General features: G+C 68.5%; 15 protein-coding genes. 9 read left to right on the top strand and 6 right to left on the bottom strand.

Annotation, left to right across the window (positions count from 1 at the left end; genetic code table 11):
• Positions 1-14 precede the first annotated feature (14 nt).
• The 3 genes from ACFSGX_RS03600 (at position 15) to ACFSGX_RS03590 (ending at position 2,033) form a co-directional block, all read left to right on the top strand.
• Complete coding sequence (locus tag ACFSGX_RS03600; protein WP_380927539.1) at positions 15-446, top strand: hypothetical protein; 432 nt, start codon at positions 15-17, stop codon at positions 444-446.
• A 220-nt stretch (positions 447-666) separates the two neighbouring features.
• The gene (mmsB, locus tag ACFSGX_RS03595; protein ID WP_380927537.1) at positions 667-1,557 is read left to right on the top strand and encodes a 3-hydroxyisobutyrate dehydrogenase; all 891 of its coding nucleotides are present in this window, start codon (positions 667-669) and stop codon (positions 1,555-1,557) included.
• 56 nt (positions 1,558-1,613) lie between these two features.
• Positions 1,614-2,033: a hypothetical protein gene (locus ACFSGX_RS03590; protein WP_380927536.1), complete on the top strand. Its 420-nt coding sequence runs from the start codon at positions 1,614-1,616 to the stop codon at positions 2,031-2,033.
• Between the two features lie 17 nt (positions 2,034-2,050).
• Here the strand turns inward: ACFSGX_RS03590 and ACFSGX_RS03585 are convergent, their stop codons facing one another.
• The gene (locus ACFSGX_RS03585) at positions 2,051-2,266 is read right to left on the bottom strand and encodes a hypothetical protein (RefSeq protein ID WP_380927534.1); all 216 of its coding nucleotides are present in this window, start codon (positions 2,264-2,266) and stop codon (positions 2,051-2,053) included.
• A 246-nt stretch (positions 2,267-2,512) separates the two neighbouring features.
• On the opposite strand from ACFSGX_RS03585, the gene ACFSGX_RS03580 reads away from it, so the two are divergent.
• From ACFSGX_RS03580 to ACFSGX_RS03570, 3 genes are all read left to right on the top strand, one after another.
• Positions 2,513-3,178: an HPP family protein gene (locus tag ACFSGX_RS03580; protein WP_380927532.1), complete on the top strand. Its 666-nt coding sequence runs from the start codon at positions 2,513-2,515 to the stop codon at positions 3,176-3,178.
• 124 nt (positions 3,179-3,302) lie between these two features.
• Complete coding sequence (locus ACFSGX_RS03575) at positions 3,303-5,405, top strand: prolyl oligopeptidase family serine peptidase (protein ID WP_380927530.1); 2,103 nt, start codon at positions 3,303-3,305, stop codon at positions 5,403-5,405.
• Positions 5,402-6,904 carry a S10 family peptidase gene (locus tag ACFSGX_RS03570; RefSeq protein ID WP_380927528.1) on the top strand — a complete coding sequence of 501 codons (1,503 nt, stop codon included), beginning with the start codon at positions 5,402-5,404 and terminating at the stop codon, positions 6,902-6,904. Before ACFSGX_RS03575 ends, ACFSGX_RS03570 begins: the two co-directional genes overlap by 4 nt.
• Positions 6,905-7,000: 96 nt before the next feature.
• Here the strand turns inward: ACFSGX_RS03570 and ACFSGX_RS03565 are convergent, their stop codons facing one another.
• A complete protein-coding gene (locus ACFSGX_RS03565) occupies positions 7,001-8,365 on the bottom strand; it encodes an amino acid permease (protein ID WP_380927527.1) in 1,365 nt (454 codons plus the stop codon).
• A gap of 153 nt (positions 8,366-8,518) precedes the next feature.
• On the opposite strand from ACFSGX_RS03565, the gene ACFSGX_RS03560 reads away from it, so the two are divergent.
• Positions 8,519-9,142, top strand: a complete 624-nt coding sequence (locus ACFSGX_RS03560) for an acetyltransferase (RefSeq protein WP_380927525.1) — start codon at positions 8,519-8,521, stop codon at positions 9,140-9,142.
• Positions 9,143-9,200: 58 nt separating this feature from the next.
• On the top strand, positions 9,201-9,809 hold the full coding sequence (locus ACFSGX_RS03555; RefSeq protein WP_380927524.1) for a DUF922 domain-containing protein: 609 nt from the start codon (positions 9,201-9,203) through the stop codon (positions 9,807-9,809).
• A 1-nt stretch (position 9,810) separates the two neighbouring features.
• On the opposite strand, the gene ACFSGX_RS03550 is transcribed toward ACFSGX_RS03555, so the two are convergent.
• The 4 genes from ACFSGX_RS03550 to ACFSGX_RS03535 form a co-directional block, all read right to left on the bottom strand.
• Positions 9,811-11,028, bottom strand: coding sequence for an aminotransferase class V-fold PLP-dependent enzyme (locus tag ACFSGX_RS03550; protein ID WP_380928224.1), 1,218 nt, complete (start codon positions 11,026-11,028; stop codon positions 9,811-9,813).
• A 32-nt stretch (positions 11,029-11,060) separates the two neighbouring features.
• On the bottom strand, positions 11,061-13,382 hold the full coding sequence (locus ACFSGX_RS03545; RefSeq protein ID WP_380927522.1) for a TonB-dependent receptor: 2,322 nt from the start codon (positions 13,380-13,382) through the stop codon (positions 11,061-11,063).
• A gap of 190 nt (positions 13,383-13,572) precedes the next feature.
• Positions 13,573-14,865 carry a sensor domain-containing diguanylate cyclase gene (locus tag ACFSGX_RS03540; RefSeq protein ID WP_380927520.1) on the bottom strand — a complete coding sequence of 431 codons (1,293 nt, stop codon included), beginning with the start codon at positions 14,863-14,865 and terminating at the stop codon, positions 13,573-13,575.
• A gap of 8 nt (positions 14,866-14,873) precedes the next feature.
• The gene (locus ACFSGX_RS03535) at positions 14,874-15,227 is read right to left on the bottom strand and encodes a PAS domain-containing protein (protein WP_380927518.1); all 354 of its coding nucleotides are present in this window, start codon (positions 15,225-15,227) and stop codon (positions 14,874-14,876) included.
• Between the two features lie 519 nt (positions 15,228-15,746).
• Here ACFSGX_RS03535 and ACFSGX_RS03530 point away from each other — a divergent pair.
• Positions 15,747-16,355 carry an ATP-binding protein gene (locus tag ACFSGX_RS03530; protein ID WP_380927517.1) on the top strand — a complete coding sequence of 203 codons (609 nt, stop codon included), beginning with the start codon at positions 15,747-15,749 and terminating at the stop codon, positions 16,353-16,355.
• Positions 16,356-16,429 lie beyond the last annotated feature (74 nt).

Below are 16,429 nucleotides of genomic sequence, written 5' to 3'. Positions count from 1 at the left end.
CTTGGGCAAACAGAGTGACCGGTTCGGATCGCCATGCCGGCGCCAAAGCGGTGTTAGGAAAACCACAACTCCACCTGATCTTTTGGCTTTGCGCGATGACGGAAGCGCCTGCGATGGGGCAGTCTGCTGCCGAGCTGATGGCGCGATACAAGGGCCTGACGGGCGTCGAACCGGCGCGATCCTGCGCCGGACCGCAGGACCCGGATGACGTGCTGGTCTGCGGACGACGGGGCGACGACCGCTACCGCCTGCCGCCCGAGTCTCGGGGTGCCGGCCCAAGGGGTGCCGACGCACGGGGCGAACGCGAAGCCCTGCTTCGCCCGGGAAGTCGATGCGACGGCACGGGCGTCGGCGCGCGCGGCGATGCCGGATGTACGGGTGGCCTGAACGTGGTCGCGATTGGTGCGGCAATCGTCAAAGGCGTCGGCGGGCTGGTAGGGGAGTAAGTCAGCCTGCGTGCCCGGCCTCGCGACCCATCGAGCTTGCCGAAATCGCTAGTAGGACACCGGGAAAAGGAAAGCGCCCAGCGGTTTGCAACGCTGACGACTGCGCCCCCAATCCGCCAGACCCTGGACAACGACCAGGTCGCCCCTCGCAACGACCAGACCCTTGCCATGCCCCGCGTCCGCGCCGACATCGGTGCCAACGATAAAACAGGAGAGAGACATGGCGACAATCGCCTTCATCGGCCTTGGCAATATGGGCGGCGGCATGGCCGCGAACCTCGTTAAGGCGGGCCACGCCGTCCACGCGTTCGACTTGTCCGCAGACGCGGTCGCGCGCGCGCAGGACGCCGGCTGCACCCCCGCCGCAACCGCGCGCGACGCGGTCGCGCAGGCGGATATCGTCGTCACCATGCTACCAGCCGGTCGCCATGTCCGGGCGGTCTACGAAGCCGACGTATTCGGCGCGGCCCCGGATGGCGCGTTGCTGATCGATTGCTCCACCATCGACGGCGCTTCGGCGATCGCCGTCGCGTCCGCCGCCACGGATCGCGGCTACCGGATGGTCGACGCCCCCGTCTCGGGCGGGATCGCCGCGGCCAACGCCGGCACGCTGACCTTCATGGTCGGCGGCGCGGCGGACGCGTTCGCCGCCGCCGAACCTTTGCTGGCCGCGATGGGCAAGGCGGTGATCCACGCCGGGGCTGCCGGCGCGGGGCAGGCTGCCAAGATCTGCAACAACATGCTGCTCGGCGCCACGATGGTCGCGACGTGCGAGGCGTTCCTGCTCGCCGAAAAGCTCGGGCTCGATCTCGCCACCTTCTACGCGATTTCGTCGCAGGCGTCGGGGCAGAGCTGGTCTATGACGAGCTATTGCCCGGTCCCGGGCGTTGGTCCCGAAACCCCCGCCGACCGCGGCTACGAAGGCGGCTTTGCCAGCGCGCTGATGCTCAAGGACCTGAAACTGGCGATCGAGGCCGCGCAGGGCGCCGACGCCAGCGTGCCGATGGGTGCCACCGCCGGCGCGCTGTACCAGGCGCTCGCCAACGCGGGCGACGGCGGGCGGGACTTTTCGGCGATGATCCGCTTCCTCGACGGCAAGGCCGGCCGCTAAGCTACGCGGTTCGCGCGGGCTGGTCACACCCGGCCGGTCCGCGCTATCCCGGCGTCATGATACACCTCACCCGCGCCGTCACCGCCCGCAGCTTCGAAACCGCGCTGCGGCTGGCGGTGGACGCAGTGGCGGACGGCGAGTCGGTCCTGATGATATTCGACGACATCGCGGTCCAGGTCGATCCCGGCGACGGCGAGACGACGATCGCGCGCAACCACGATGCGATCCGCGCGCAGGTCGCCGCGCGGCTCCAGCATCGTCCTTTGCTATCGGAACGCGCGCCGCTGCTCGGCGACGTCGTCGAAACGGTCGAGGACGACCACGCCACCCGCATCGCGCGCGGCACCGCCGGCATCGTCACCGATCTGGTCGGCGGCATCGGCACCGCGCCGCTCGTCAACCTCGTTGTCCGGTTCGCGCGCCGCACCGTCGACTATGCCCATGCCGATCTGCACACGCTGCGCCACCTGCGCTGAGGCCGGAAACCGCCCGGTCAGTGAACCAGTGCGAGCAACCCGACGGCGGAGATCGTGCCCAGCACGACACCGGACAGCATCATCGCCGTGAACGGCTCGCTCTTCACCGGGCAACCGCATCGGCACCCCTGCATGTACATCGTGTCGTGCGATCCGGGCGAACAGATCATGCCCATATTCTCGCAGAACGGGCAGGCCGCGGCCTCGGCCCGACGCTCGGTCTTGTCCAACATCCTCGACTCCCGTTTTTACGGTTAGATGACGAGACTATGACAACTCTCGACCACACTCAATATGCCGAAAAGCACCGGTACATCGGGCCGTAGACCCGGCAGGGGAGCCGGCGTCACGCAACGATCCGCGCGGCATGATGTCGCCAGAGACGATCCCCCGGATCGATCGCCCCGTCCGCCGGTTGGGGCCTGACCCGGCAAGGTGGATGACCGCCGATACTGCCCCACGATGGACACGACGCGACCTTGCAATTCTTCCGCCTCCTCCTGCCCGGCGCGACCCTGCCCGGCCGGCTGATCGCCTGCCTCGGTGCGGCGCTCGGCATCACGCTCACCGTCCTGCTTTGCGCCTTCGTGCCGCTCCCGGTGGCCGACCTGCCGTTCCTGGTCGCCCCGCTCGGCGCATCGGCCGTGCTGGTGTTCGCGGTGCCGTCCAGCCCGCTGGCGCAACCCTGGCCCGTGATCGGCGGCAACATCCTGTCGACGCTCGTCGGCGTGGCGGCATTCCGGCTGATCCCTGACATGGCACTCGCCGCCGGTTTCGCAGTGGGCGGCGCGATCCTGGCGATGTCACTGCTCCGCTGCTTGCACCCGCCCGGCGGGGCCGCCGCGTTGACCGCGGTGATCGGCGGCCCCGCGGTCCACGCCGCCGGCTTCGGCTTCGCGCTGCTCCCGGTCGGGCTCAACTCGCTGGTCTTCGTGCTGATCGCGATGCTGTTCCACCGCGCGACCGGACACCGCTACCCGCACCGCCCGGCCGCTGTATCGCCCGCCGTCACGCTTCACGGTGCCGATATCGACGCGGCGCTCCGCGACATGCACGAAGGGTTCGACATCGACCGCGCGGATCTCGACGCGCTCCTTACCCACGCCGAACGCCACGCCGCGGCACGCGCAACGCCACCCCGCTAAGCCGCCCCTGCGACCAACACCGACAACCGCGCGCCGAACCCACGCGCCCGGCCGCCAACGTCCATTGCGCCCCCGTGACGATCGGGCATGATGCAGCATCGTAATAATCGACGGAGCTGCCCCGTTGCGCCTACCCCTCCTGCTCCTGCTCCTCGCCACCACGCCTGCACTCGCGCAGCAGCAGCCCACCGCCCCGCCACCCGACGCCCCGACGCGCAGCTTCACCGGCGCGGACCTGTTCGGCCTGTCGATCGCCGCCGATCCGCAGATCAGCCCCGACGGCCGCAGCATCGTCTATGTCCGCCGCACCGGCGACATCATGACCGACCGGATGCAGTCCTCGCTCTGGCTGATCGACGTCGCCAGCGGCCGCCAGTCGCCGCTCGCCGCACAGGGCTCCAGCCCGCGCTGGTCGCCGGACGGCACCCGCGTCGCCTATATCGCGCCCGACGGCGACGGATCGCAGCTGTTCGTCCGCTGGATCGCCACCGGCGCCAGCGCCCGCGTCACAAGCTTCCCCGGCAGCCCGCAGGCGCTCGCCTGGTCGCCCGACGGAACCCGCCTCGCCTATATCGCGACCGTCGCAGGCGAAGCGACGAAGCTCGGCAAGGCCCCGCCCAAGCCGGAAGGCGCCAAATGGGCCGAGCCGCTGACGGTCATCGACCGGGTCAACTACCGCAACGACGGTCCCGGTTACGTGAAGCCCGGCCGCGACCACCTGTTCGTCGTGGCGGCGGACGGCGGCGCGGTGCGGCAGCTGACGTTCGGCGCGTTCGACGATGGCGGCCCGCTGTCCTGGACCCCCGACGGTCGCGAGATCGTGTTCGCCGCGATACGCGGGCCGGAGGCGGATCGCCAGGTCATGAACTCCGACGTCATCGCCGTCGACGTCGCGACCGCCACGATGCGGACGCTCACCACCCGCGACGGGCCGGACGGCCAGCCGCGCGTCTCGCCCGACGGCGCGCGCATCGCCTGGCTCGGCTTCGACGACAAGCGCCGCAGCTACGAGAATACGCAGCTCTATATCGGCGATCGCAACGCCGGCGGCGCGCGGTCGCTTACCGCCTCGCTCGATCGCGGGATCGAGGATGCCGTCTGGGCGGCGGACGGCCGCGGCCTCTACGCCGACTATGACGACCACGGCCGCCGCCGGATCGCGCGGATCGCCCTGGACGGCCGGATGACGCCGCTGGTCGACAATGTCGCAGGCGGCGGGCTCGACCGGCCCTATACCGGCGGCGAATTTTCGGTCTCGCGCGGCGGGACGATCGCCTACACCGGCGGCGATGCGGGCGCCCCCGCCGACGTCTGGGTCTACAGCGGCGGCAAGCCCCGCCGCCTGACGCAGCTGAACGCCGTGCTGACCGGCACGAAGGCGCTCGCCCCGGTTCGCAAGATCGCGGTCACCGCGCCCGATGGCCGCCCGATCGACGCCTGGATCGCCACCCCCGCCGGCCATGTACCGGGCCGCCGCCTGCCGCTGATCCTCGAAATCCACGGCGGCCCCAACAGCGCCTACGGGCCGAGCTTCGCCACCGATGTGCAGCTCTACGCCGCGGCCGGCTATGCCGTGCTGTGGACAAACCCGCGCGGCTCGACCTCCTACGGCGCGGAATTCGCCAACCTGATCGACAAGAACTACCCGTCCGCCGACTATGACGACCTGATCGCCGCGGTCGACGCGGCGATCGCGGACGGCACGGCGGACCCGCAGAACCTGTTCGTCACCGGCGGGTCGGGCGGCGGCGTGCTGACCGCCTGGATCGTCGGCAAGACCGACCGGTTCAAGGCCGCCGCGACGCAGAAACCGGTCATCAACTGGGTCAGCGAGGCGCTGACGATGGACAACACGCTCTTCACCTCGCGCTACTGGTTCTCGAAGCTCCCGTGGGAGGATCCGATGAGCTACTGGAAACGCTCGCCGCTCAGCATCGTCGGCAACGTGAAGACCCCGACGCTGGTCGTGGTCGGCAGCGACGACTACCGCACGCCGGTGTCGGAGGCGGAGCAATATTACGCAGCGCTCCAGATCCGCGGCGTGCCGACCGCACTCGTGAAGGTCCCCGGCGCCAGCCACGGCGGCTTCACCGCCCGCCCGTCGCAATCCGCGGCCAAGGCCAGCGCCATCCTCGCTTGGTTCGACCGCTACCGCACCGGCCCCGGCGCGCCTGTCCCCGCGGCCCCAGCCACGCCCGCCAGCCCAGCAGCAGAAAGCCCGCAATGACCCTCCCCCGCCTCCTGACGGCCGCACTCCTGCTCGCCACCGGCGTCGCCGCCCACGCGCAGGACAAGCCCGACAAGACCACCACCACCGTCGAGAGGAAGGCCGACGACAGCAGCAGCCTGCCGCCGCTTCCGGCGGACAAGACGGTCACCGAAACCGCGCGGATCGGCGGGCGCATGATCACCTACCGCGCCACCGTCGGCACGCTCGCGGTGCGCGATGACAAGGGCAAGGAGATCGGCCAGGTCGTCTACACCGCCTACACCGTCCCCGGCCGCGACCCCGCCCGCCCGGTCACCTTCGCGTTCAACGGCGGCCCCGGTGCGGCCTCGGTCTACCTCAACCTCGGCGCGGTCGGCCCCAAGCGCGTCCAGTTCGGTGCGCAGGGCGATGCCCCCTCGGACTCGCCCATCGCACGCGACAATCCGAACAGCTGGCTCGACCTCACCGACCTCGTCTTCATCGACCCGATCGGCACCGGGTTCAGCCGCAGCCTGGTGGACGAAGCCCAGACGAAGAAGGCGTTCTACGCCAACGACCCCGACGTCCGGTATTTGTCCAAGATCGTCTACGACTGGCTCGTCAAGGAAGGCCGGCTGCGCTCGCCCAAATATCTCATGGGCGAAAGCTATGGCGGCTACCGCGCGCCGCGGATCGCCTACGAACTCCAGTCGCAGATCGGCGTCGGCGTCAACGGCCTCATCATGGTCTCGCCCTATCTCGACCCCGCGTCCGGCGACGATGCCACCGCGCTCTCGCCGCTCCCCTGGATGATCGACCTGCCGTCGATGGCCGCCGCGAACCTTGAACGTCGCGGACAGCTGACCCCCACGGCGATGGCTGAGGTTGAGGCCTATACACGCGGCGATTTCGCGCGCGACTTGCTGCGTGGGCGGTCCGATCCCGATGCCACCGGCCGCCTCGTCACGCGCGTTACCGAACTCACCGGGCTCGATCCCGCGCTCGTCAAACGGCTCGGCGGGCGCGTCGACAGTCGCACGTATCTGCGTGAGATCCACCGCGGCGACGGCACGATCGGCAGCGTGTACGATTCCAACGTCACCGCGTTCGATCCCTTCCCCTGGTCGCCGCAACAAAAGTCCAACGACCCGATCCTCGACGCACTGATCGCCCCCACCACCAGCGCGATGGTCGATTTCGTGACGCGCGAGGTCGGCTGGAAGACCGACGCGCGCTACAATGCGCTGTCCTACAGCGTGAACGAGGCGTGGGACCGCGGCAAACCCGCCGACGCGCCGGTCACCGACCTGCGGAAGGCGATCGCCAACGACCCCAAAATGCGCGTCCTGATCGTCCACGGCTGGGACGACCTGTCCTGCCCGTTCTTCGCCTCCCGCCTGATCGTCGATCAGATGCCGGCGTTCGGCGTGGCGGAGCGCGTCCAGCTGCGCGTCTATCCCGGCGGCCACATGTTCTACAGCCGCAACGACAGCGGCGCTCAGTTCAAGTCCGACGCCGCCAGCCTCTACCGTCCGTAGCGGATCACCATGCCCAACCCCGTTTGGTTCGAGCCTGTCGAGAACTCCGCGCTGAGTTCTCGACAGGCTCGAACCAAACGGATCAGTGGCTAGATATCACGCCTCGCCGGCTGACACCCTTCGCCGGCCGGCGAACGCAAAGTAGATGAGCAGCCCGATCACGTTCCACAGCAGGAAATAGCCCTGCGTCCGCACCGGCAGGCTGGCGAACAGATACAGGCATCCAAGGATCGCAAAGCCACCCACCAGCCAGGGCAACGGCGTGCGGAACGTCCGCGCCGCCTCCGGTGCCCGGGCCCGCATGATCAGCATGCACACCGACACCGCGACGAACGCCGCCAGCGTCCCGGCATTGGCCAGCGCGGCGATCTCCGCCAGCGGGAACAGCCCGGCGATCGTGCCGACGATCACTGCGGTGAACAGCGTGATCCGCACCGGCGTGCCGCGCTTCGACACCGTCGCCAGCGCCCCCGGCAGCAACCCGTCGCGCGCCATCGTGAAGAAGATCCGCGACTGGCCGTAGAAGAACGCCAGGATCACCGTCGGCAACGCCACCACCGCCGACGCCGCCAGGTAGTTCGCCGCCCCCGGTTGCCCCAGCAGGCGCAGGATCAGCGCCAGCGGCTCCGGACTGTCCGAAAAGCGCGTGTAGGACAGTGCACCGACCGCGGCCGCCGCCACGCCCATGTAGATCAGGATGCACAGCACCATCGACCCGACGATCCCGATCGGCAGGTCGCGGCCCGGGTTCTTGGTCTCCTCCGCCGCCGTCGCGATCGCATCGAATCCGTAGAATGCGAAGAAGATGATCGCCGCTGCCGCCATCACGCCGCGCTCCACCCCGTCCGGTCCGGTCGTGCGCGCAAAGCCGAACGGCATGAACGGCTCCAGGTTCGACCGCTGGAAATACGGCAGCGCCACCGCCACGAACACCGCAAGTGCCACGATCTTCACCACCACCAGCAACGCGTTCAGGTTCGCGCTTTCCTTGGTCCCCAGCGTCAGCAGCCCCGCCACCACCGCGATGATCGCGATCGCCGGCAGGTTCACGATCCCGCCCAGTTCCGGCCCCTGCATGATCGCCATCGGCACCCCGGCCCACGCCTGCAGCAGCGGCGCGGCATAACCCGACCAGCCGACCGCCACCGCGCTCACCACCAGACTATATTCCAGGATCAGGCTCCACCCGATGATCCACGCGACCAGCTCGCCGATCACGACATAGGTGTAGGTGTAGGCACTGCCCGACGCCGGGATCATCGTCGCCATCTCGGCATAGGCCAGCGCCGCGCACGCGCAGATCGCGCCGGCGATGACGAACGACAAAATCACCGAAGGCCCCGCCTTCGCCGCCCCCACGCCGATCAGCGTCAGGATGCCCGTGCCGACGATCGCGCCCACGCCCAACGCCACCAGATGCGGCCAGCCGAGCGTCCGGCTCAGCCGATGCTCGGGCGCCATGTCCGCCCGATCGACCACCAGCTTCCGCCTGTTCCAGTTCGCCAAGTCTATCCCCCATGTCATCCGCCCGCGCCTGACGGCACGCGACCCCGGACTTCCCGTCCCGTTCGATCCGCGACATAAGCCTGGACGGGCGGGCGGAGTAAAGTGCGGATGGCGGTCATCATCGTGTCGGCATCGACCGGGCAGCATGCCGCCGTCGTCTACGAAGCCGCGATCCTCGCCGGGCTACCGCTCGCCGGCTACGTCACCGTCACGGACGGTCCGCCCATGTCGCTGCTCGACTGCCGCTGGCTCGGTCACCTCGACGCGGTCCTCGCGGCAGACGTCGCGAGCAGCCACCAGTTCATCGTCGCCTGCGGATCGAACGCGCTCCGCCGCAGCCTGACGCTGTCGCTCCAGGATGCGGGCGCGTCGCTCGCCGCCGTCGCGCATCCCGCTGCGATCCTGTCGCCCAGCGCCATCATCGCGCCCGGATCGGCCATCCTTGCCGGCGCCATCGTCGGCCCGCGCGCCGTCCTGGGCCGCGGCGTCATCGTCAACCACGCCGCCAGTGTCGACCACGACTGCCGGCTCGGCGATTTCGCCCACATCGCCCCCGGCGCGCGCCTTGCCGGCTCCGTCCAGGCCGGCGCGGGCGTGTTCGTCGGCCTGAACGCCGCAATACTGCCCGGCATCCGGATCGGCGCGGATGCCACCATCGGCGCCGGCGCCGTCGTCACCCGCGACGTCCCGCCCGGCACCACCGTCGTCGGCATCCCGGCCGGCCCGCGCTAGAAATTCCGGCCCATCGTCGGTTACCTTTTGGTAACGAAGTCGCGCCTATCGTTCAGCTATGTCGGCACTCGCTATCTTCGCCGCCCTCGCCGCCGCAGCCGCGCCGCCGTCGGACGCGCCGATCGGACAATTCGCCGCCATCCCGAACGTGACGCTGACATTCTACGATGTCACCGGTCGCGATCCGGCCGCGATCCGCCGATCGATCGACGCCGCGCGCCCGACCGATCCCAATGACGGGGCACGCGTCGACGGCCTCAGCGCCTATCGTTACGCGTGGCAGTGGGTCAGCGAGCAGGGCGTCTGCCGCATCATGCCCGACGATATCCAGTTCGCCGCGACCATCATGATTCCGCGCCTGACGACCAATGTCTCCCCCGAACTGCGCGCGGAGTTCGACCTCTATATCCGGACGCTGCTCGCGCACGAATATGGCCATGTCGGTTTTGGCTGGGCGCAGCGCGTCGAAATCGCCGCCGCGATCAACGCCGCCGACTGCAACACCGCCAACGTCGCGGCACGCGCCGCCGTGACCGCGATCGGCATCCAGAATGCGGCATATGATGCCGAGACAGGCCACGGCGCGAACGTGATCCACCCGTTCGGCTATGCCCGCAACGCCCGCTGGACCACCGACATGCGCCGCGCCAGTCGGCTGGAGATGTGACCTAGACCGCGCCGCGCGCCATCGATCGGAGCGCGGCCGCCAGCCGGTCCATCTGCGCCTCGTCGTTGAACAGCGCGGGCGACACGCGGACGCACGCCCCCTTCGCGACGCCCGTTCGGTGGACGGTGAAGATGCCGTGCCGGTCAAGCAACGTCTTCGCCACCGCGACATTACCCGCCACATCGCCGATCCCGTTCAGCCGGAACGACGTGATTCCGCCGTGCAGCGCCGGATCGTCCGGCGTCAGCACGTCGATCCCCTCCACGCCGCGCACCTGCTCAACCCAACGGTCGCGCAGCGCACGCAGCCGCGCCGCCCGCCGCGCCCGCCCGATCCGCGCCTGGAACGCCAGCGCGGCGGGCACGGTCAGCTGCGCCGCGAAATCGACCGTCCCGGTGTGGACCCGCGCCTGCGTATCGTCGCGCCCGTCCGCCTCGTTCAGCGGATGCCGGTCGATCCGGTCGAGCGCCCCCGCCCGGATATACAGCGCCGCCACGCCCAGCGGCGCACCCAGCCATTTATGGCCGTTCACCGCCACGAAGTCGCACCCCAGATCGGGCAGCGCGAAGTCGAGCTGATACCAGCTGTGCGCCGCATCCACGATCGTATCGATCCCGCGCGCCCGCGCCAGCGCCGCGATCTCGCGCACCGGCAACACCAGCCCGGTCCGGTGGCTGAGATGCGTCAGCAACAACAGCCTGATCCGCGGATCGGCATCGAACGCCGCGCGGTACGCCTCGATCAGCGCATCCTTCGTCGCCGGCTCGGGCAACGCGATCCGCCGCACGTTCGCCCCGCGCCGCACGCGCAGCGACTCCATCGCCGCCTGCATGCTGTCATAATCCAGGTCGGCGTACAGCACGCCGTCCCCCGGCTTCAGCCGGTTATACCCCAGGATCAGCGCCTCCAGCGCCTCCGTCGCGTTGCGCGTCATCGCGATCTCCGCGCCCGGCACACCCAGCGCCCCGGCCAGCGCGTCCCGCGCCGCGACCAGGTCCGCCCCCATCCCGCGCCGCGCGTAGAAGCTCGTCTCACGGTTCACCCGCGTCACCTGTCGCGCATATTCCGCCGCAACCGGCCGCGCCATCATCCCCCAGTTGCCGTTCTCCAACTGCACCACATCGCGCGGCGCATCATACTCCGCCGCGATACCCCGCCAGAACGCGGCGTCGCGCGCGCCGACCGAAGGCAATGCCGCCGTCAACGGCAGCGCCCCCATCCCCGCGATCACGGCCCGCCTGCCGACCCTGCTCAAAACTTCACGTCCATCCGCACATAATATTGGCCGCCATCGGTATCGTAGGGCGCGTTGCGCGAATAGACGAGCCCGCGCGACGCCTGGAACACCGCCTCGTCCGGATAGGTGTTGAACACATTCTCGGCACCCCCGCGCAACGTGAAATGGTCGTTCACACGGTAGCTGACCGACGCATCGAACAACGCGATCGACCCGAAGTCCTGGAAGATCTCGCCCGTCGCATTGCCCGTCGAGTCCGTCCACGGTCCATAATAACGCCCGCGCACCTGCGCTCCGAACCGGCCGACATCGTACCCGATCGTCGCGGTCCCGTTATGCTTGGGCAACCGCGTTTCGAAGATCCGGCGCTGCGCCTCGTTGCCGATCGCCGCAATCGCCCCGCTCGTCACCTTGGTCTGGTTGTAGTTGTACGCCAGGCTCACGTTCGCGCGCCCCGGCCCCACCTGCCGCGCATAGCTCAGCACCGCGTCGATCCCGCGCGTCCGCGTGTCGAAATCGTTGGTGAAATAGCTGACCGTCGTGAACCGGTTGGGGTTGGCGAAGCTCGCCGGCACCGCGAACGACCGCGACTCGCTGAACCGGTCGTCGACATCGATCTGGTACAGGTCCACGCTCCCGCTCAGTCCGAATTTCGACTGGAACGTCAGCCCGGCGGTCACCGTCTTCGACGTCTCCGGCTCCAGCGGCTTCGCGCCCAGCGCCACCGCCAGGTCACTGTTCGGTGACAACCGCCCCGCGTTGAACACCTGCAACGTCACCGTATCGAGGCCTTGGGTGGTCGACACCGTATTGAGCTGCGCCGGCGTCGGCGCTCGGAACCCGGTGGAATAGGTCGCGCGCGCCGCGATCCCCTCCACCGGTTCGACCCGCGCGGCCAGCTTGTAGGTGAACGTATCGCCGAACGCGGAGAAATCCTCGTACCGCCCGGCCGCGCCCAGCGTCACCGCCTCGACCGGCTTCCACTCCAGGTCGGCATAGCCTGCATAACTGGTCTGCCCGAACACCCCCGCCCGTTCCGGACCATAGCCCGGAAACCCGTTCGCATTCGGCGCCAGCCCGAACGCCGCGCCCGGCCCGATCGCATAGGAGGCCGGATCGCCCGCCGACACGCGGTATGTCTCGCGCCGCCGCTCCGCCCCGAACGCGACGTTGACCGGCTCGCCCAGACCCACCGGCAAACGGTAGACGAAATCGGCGTTCAGGTTGAATTCGCGCTGCTGCAACCGGCCGAGGTAGAAGCTCGTCGGGCTGTTCGGCCCGAGCGAGGCGTTCACCGTCTCGTCCAGATTGTAGCTGATCAGGCTCTGCCCGAACGACCCGCTCAGGTCGTAGCTGAACCGGTCGCTGGCCGCCCCGCGCACGCCCGTCATGATCTGCACGTCGCTGAACCGCGTGCCCAGCCGCGGCGTGAACCCGGTCGGAAAGACCTGCGCGAAATTGAACCCCGGGAACACCGCGACAGTGTTGAACACGCTCGCCGTGCCCGCCGGGTTGCGCCAGTTGAAATCGGTCTGCCCCTCGCCCTGCTGCACCGTCCCGATCGTGTAGAGCGTCACCGCATCGGTCAGGTCGTAATGCGCGTTCAGCGCGCCCTGCACCCGCTCGACATCGGGCTGGCCCCAGCGCTGGACCGGGTTCGGCACCGCCAGTTGCGGGTTCGCCGCCTGGAACGCGATCGCGTCCGGCCGCTGGCGGGACCGCGACGTCGCATCCCCCTTGTCGAACTGCCCGGTCAGTACGATCACGCCGCGATCGCCCAGCGCGATCCCGCCGCGCACGCCCGTCTGATACTCGGCCCCGTCGCCGCGATAATATTGCGAATATTGCCCGAACGCCTGCATCCCCGGCCGCTCGTCCAGGATCAGGTTGACGACGCCAGCGATCGCATCCGACCCATATTGCGCGGACGCCCCATCGCGCAGCACCTCGATCCGCCCGATCGCCAGCGGCGCGATGCTCGCCAGATCCGGCGCCTGCGCCCCGCGCGTGCCGAGCAGCGCGGACCGGTGATACCGCTTGCCGTTCACCAGCACGAGCGTCTGGTCCGCCGACAGCCCGCGCAGGCTGGCCGGCCGCACGAACGCCTGCCCGTCCGCCGCGGGCAGCCGCTGGACATTGAACGACGGCAACAGCTGCGCCAGGATGTCCGACACGTCGCCCGACACGCTCGACTGGATCGCCTGCTGCGACAGCACGTCGACCGGCGCCAGCGTATCATACTGCGTGCGTGATCGGTCGCGCGTGCCGGTCACCACGATCGCATCGGCATCCCCGCCCGCGCCAGCGTCGGTCGCGGACAAAGTCTGCGCGGCCAACGGCGACGCGGTGGCAAGGGCAGCAAGTCCACATAGAATGATACGCAACGAACAGTCCCCCGGTCCCGACCGGACCAGACGGCTCGGTTGGGCCGCGGCTAGGCGGTCCGGTTTGCAATCTTGTGACGATGCCGTGGCGGATCGCGCGAATGCGGCGGACCGAAATCACGGTCCGGCGGCCGCCCGGACACTATCCGGCCGGCGCGACCGCGTGCGAGGACATGCACACCCGGTTCCGCCCGGCGCTCTTGGCCGCATAGAGCCGCTCGTCCGCCAGCGCGACCAGCCCGTCGACCGACCCCGTCTCGTCCATCGTCGCGCACCCGAAACTGGCGGTCACCTGCAACAGACCACGCGGCGTCCCGACCACAAGCGCCGCGATCGCGCACCGCAGTCCTTCCGCCAGCTCCCCCGCCTGCGCCTGATCATATCGCGGCAGGAGGACGCCGAACTCCTCCCCGCCCAACCGCGCGAAGATACCGCCCGGCGGCATCAGTGCCGTGCAGACCTCGGTGATCCGACACAGCAGCGTATCGCCGATCGGATGCCCATAGCTGTCGTTGACGGCCTTGAAATGATCGAGGTCGAGCACGACCAGCGACAGCGGCTGGCGCAGTTCGCGCCAGTGAACATGCTCGCGCGCCATCGTCTGGCTGAAAAGCCGCCGATTGGCCGCGCCGGTCAGGTGGTCGCAACTTAGCAACCGGTGCATGTCCATCGCGGCGGCATCGCGCTGCGGCACATCGCGCAGCACGACGGAGAAGCGGCCGCCTGCGGTCCCACCGCCTTCGGACACGACCACCAGCCGCTGGCACCAGTACAGCTCGCCGTCCGCGCGCTTCTGCCACCCTTCCTGCAGGTGCCAGCCGTCGCGCGCCGCGATCACCATCTGCTCGTCCAGCCGCAATTCGCCACCCGGCGTGTCCGTGGTCAGGATATCGGCAAGCTTGTGGCCCGTGACGTCGACATGATCATATCCCGTCAGACGGGTGAAGCACGGCGTCGCGGACGCGATGGCACCGTCCGGCGCGATCGCCAGCGACGCATAGCCGTTGACGCCGTCCAGCAACGTGGAAAACCAGGTATCCATCTGGCGCAGGCGCTGTTCCTGGAACACCTGCTGGCTGACGTCGGTCAGCGTGGCGATCAGCCGATCCGGCCTGATCCGCACCAGCGAGCATGCCAGCACCTTCGGGATCGCATCCCCCCGCCCTGGCCCCAGTTCGACGAAGATCCGGTGCCCGTCGCAGATCCGCCCGGTCCGCGTGGCAAAGGACGCGACCATGCTGCGCAATTCGGGCGCATGCCGTTCGAACGCGGAAAACAGGTTGCAGACATCGCGCGATCCGGCGAGCGGCATGAGGTGCTGCATGGCATGCGGGTTCATCACCACGATGTCGCCCGCGTCGTCGCATTCGATCAACCCGATGGGACAAGCGTAGAGAAACTCGAGAAGCTGCTCCTCGCTCGATCCGTCGCTCATGCCGACGCCTAGCGTTCGATCAACAGGTAGCGCCGGGCCATGTCGGCCGTGGCCAGCAAGCGTAGCCGCACCTTGGTCGGCCGCATCCGCAACGTCAGGACGTACGGTACGATATCGTCGAGCTCTGGCTCGTCCGCGAACCGCTGCGCGACCACGAAATTGTTCATGCACTGGGCGACGATATCGAAGAACGGCTTTCCCATGACCGTCTTGGGGTCGAGCCCCGACAGCCGCGCCTCGGTCGCGTTGTACGTCTTCACCACCGTATCCGCCTCGAACCCGATGACGCCGAACGGCAACGCATCGCGCTCGAACGGCGTCATCCCGTTCAGGTCGCGCAGGCTGATTGTCTCGAAATCCATGTAAGTCACTGTCCCCTGGGGTTCCGCGCCACCGCGTCGGTTGGATCGCCCGCCAACCGTCGCCACCGACGGCCCCGTCAAATTGCCCGGTCCTTGGCGGATGCCGTCCGGGTCCGCCGTACGAACGGTAGTGACGGGATATGAGAGGCGGATGTCACGGTGGTATATATCGACTATCCTTCCCGAACGATCAGTTCCTAACGACCGCGACCGATTAAATCTTGATACAGGATAATACTAAGCGTCAGAATATCTGAAATTGATCAATATTCATGATCCAGGTTTATTTGACCTGAATCAACTTACGGATCTTTACGGAGAATTCCGTCGATTATGTTGACCCTGAACAAGATTACGGTCTTCTCGCGATGCTATCCCGGATCGACGGCAAAAATTATTTTGATGGGACTCGGGGGCATGACGCACTTGACATCCGACACGCGACCCACGCGAACCGAAGAGCGTCTGCTCGGGCTGTTCAGCGCCGTTCCCGATCGCGCGACGCCCTGTTCCGGAGGCATGTCGCGTAGCGACCGCGCGCTCTGGGCCGCGGATGCGCTGCACCGGGCGAACAACCTCACGCAGATGTCCTCGTCGCTGGCCAGCCTCGGTTCGGGAAAGCGGTTCGGCCCGGTCGCCGACGATCATGTCGGCCGCGCCCGCGCTCTGTCGCGCGCCTATGCGGAGCTTGGCACGGTCGACGGGTCCGACCGCCACGTTCCCTGCGCGCCGCTGCTCATGGCCATCGTCGAGCGGCTGGTGGCGCTGTTCGGCGAGGCGCGGTCCATCAACGTCCGGATCATGGTGGAACCGGTCGCCCTGCCCCATGACCAGCGCCGCGCACTGACGTTGATCGCCAGCGAGCTGGTGATCAACGCGCTGAAATACGCCTTTCCGGACGAGGCCGCCGGCACGATCGACGTCTCGCTTCGCCAGCGCGGACCCGACATCCTGCTGTCGGTCGCCGACGACGGCTGCGGCATGCCCGCCAATCACGCGCACGGCCGCGGGCAGGGCACCGGTCTCATGGCACGGCTCTGCGCTCTGCTGAACGCCGCGATGCAATGCGACACCGGCCCGGGCGGATCGACGATCGTCATCTCGATGCCTTTGACGGCTGCGCAGTGACCAGTGCGGCAGCATGGAACGCATCGCGCGTCCTGCCCCCAAAAACGTCACTAATACCGTCATGCCAAACAGCA

Source organism: Sphingomonas arantia (assembly GCF_042682045.1).
Classification (GTDB): Bacteria; Pseudomonadota; Alphaproteobacteria; order Sphingomonadales; family Sphingomonadaceae; genus Sphingomonas_R; species Sphingomonas_R arantia.
The sequence above is the reverse complement of the archived record's forward strand: the minus strand, read 5'-3'. Positions and strand labels throughout refer to the sequence as shown.

Bases quoted from the DNA above. Each gene is read 5' to 3' on its own strand.
- mmsB (WP_380927537.1), top strand. From the start codon at position 667: ATGGCGACAATCGCCTTCATCGGCCTTGGCAATATGGGCGGCGGCATG.
- ACFSGX_RS03590 (WP_380927536.1), top strand. From the start codon at position 1,614: ATGATACACCTCACCCGCGCCGTCACCGCCCGCAGCTTCGAAACCGCG.
- ACFSGX_RS03585 (WP_380927534.1), bottom strand. From the start codon at position 2,266: ATGTTGGACAAGACCGAGCGTCGGGCCGAGGCCGCGGCCTGCCCGTTC.
- ACFSGX_RS03570 (WP_380927528.1), top strand. From the start codon at position 5,402: ATGACCCTCCCCCGCCTCCTGACGGCCGCACTCCTGCTCGCCACCGGC.
- ACFSGX_RS03565 (WP_380927527.1), bottom strand. From the start codon at position 8,365: ATGGCGCCCGAGCATCGGCTGAGCCGGACGCTCGGCTGGCCGCATCTG.
- ACFSGX_RS03560 (WP_380927525.1), top strand. From the start codon at position 8,519: ATGGCGGTCATCATCGTGTCGGCATCGACCGGGCAGCATGCCGCCGTC.
- ACFSGX_RS03555 (WP_380927524.1), top strand. From the start codon at position 9,201: ATGTCGGCACTCGCTATCTTCGCCGCCCTCGCCGCCGCAGCCGCGCCG.
- ACFSGX_RS03550 (WP_380928224.1), bottom strand. From the start codon at position 11,028: ATGGGGGCGCTGCCGTTGACGGCGGCATTGCCTTCGGTCGGCGCGCGC.
- ACFSGX_RS03540 (WP_380927520.1), bottom strand. From the start codon at position 14,865: ATGAGCGACGGATCGAGCGAGGAGCAGCTTCTCGAGTTTCTCTACGCT.
- ACFSGX_RS03535 (WP_380927518.1), bottom strand. From the start codon at position 15,227: ATGGATTTCGAGACAATCAGCCTGCGCGACCTGAACGGGATGACGCCG.
- ACFSGX_RS03530 (WP_380927517.1), top strand. From the start codon at position 15,747: ATGTCGCGTAGCGACCGCGCGCTCTGGGCCGCGGATGCGCTGCACCGG.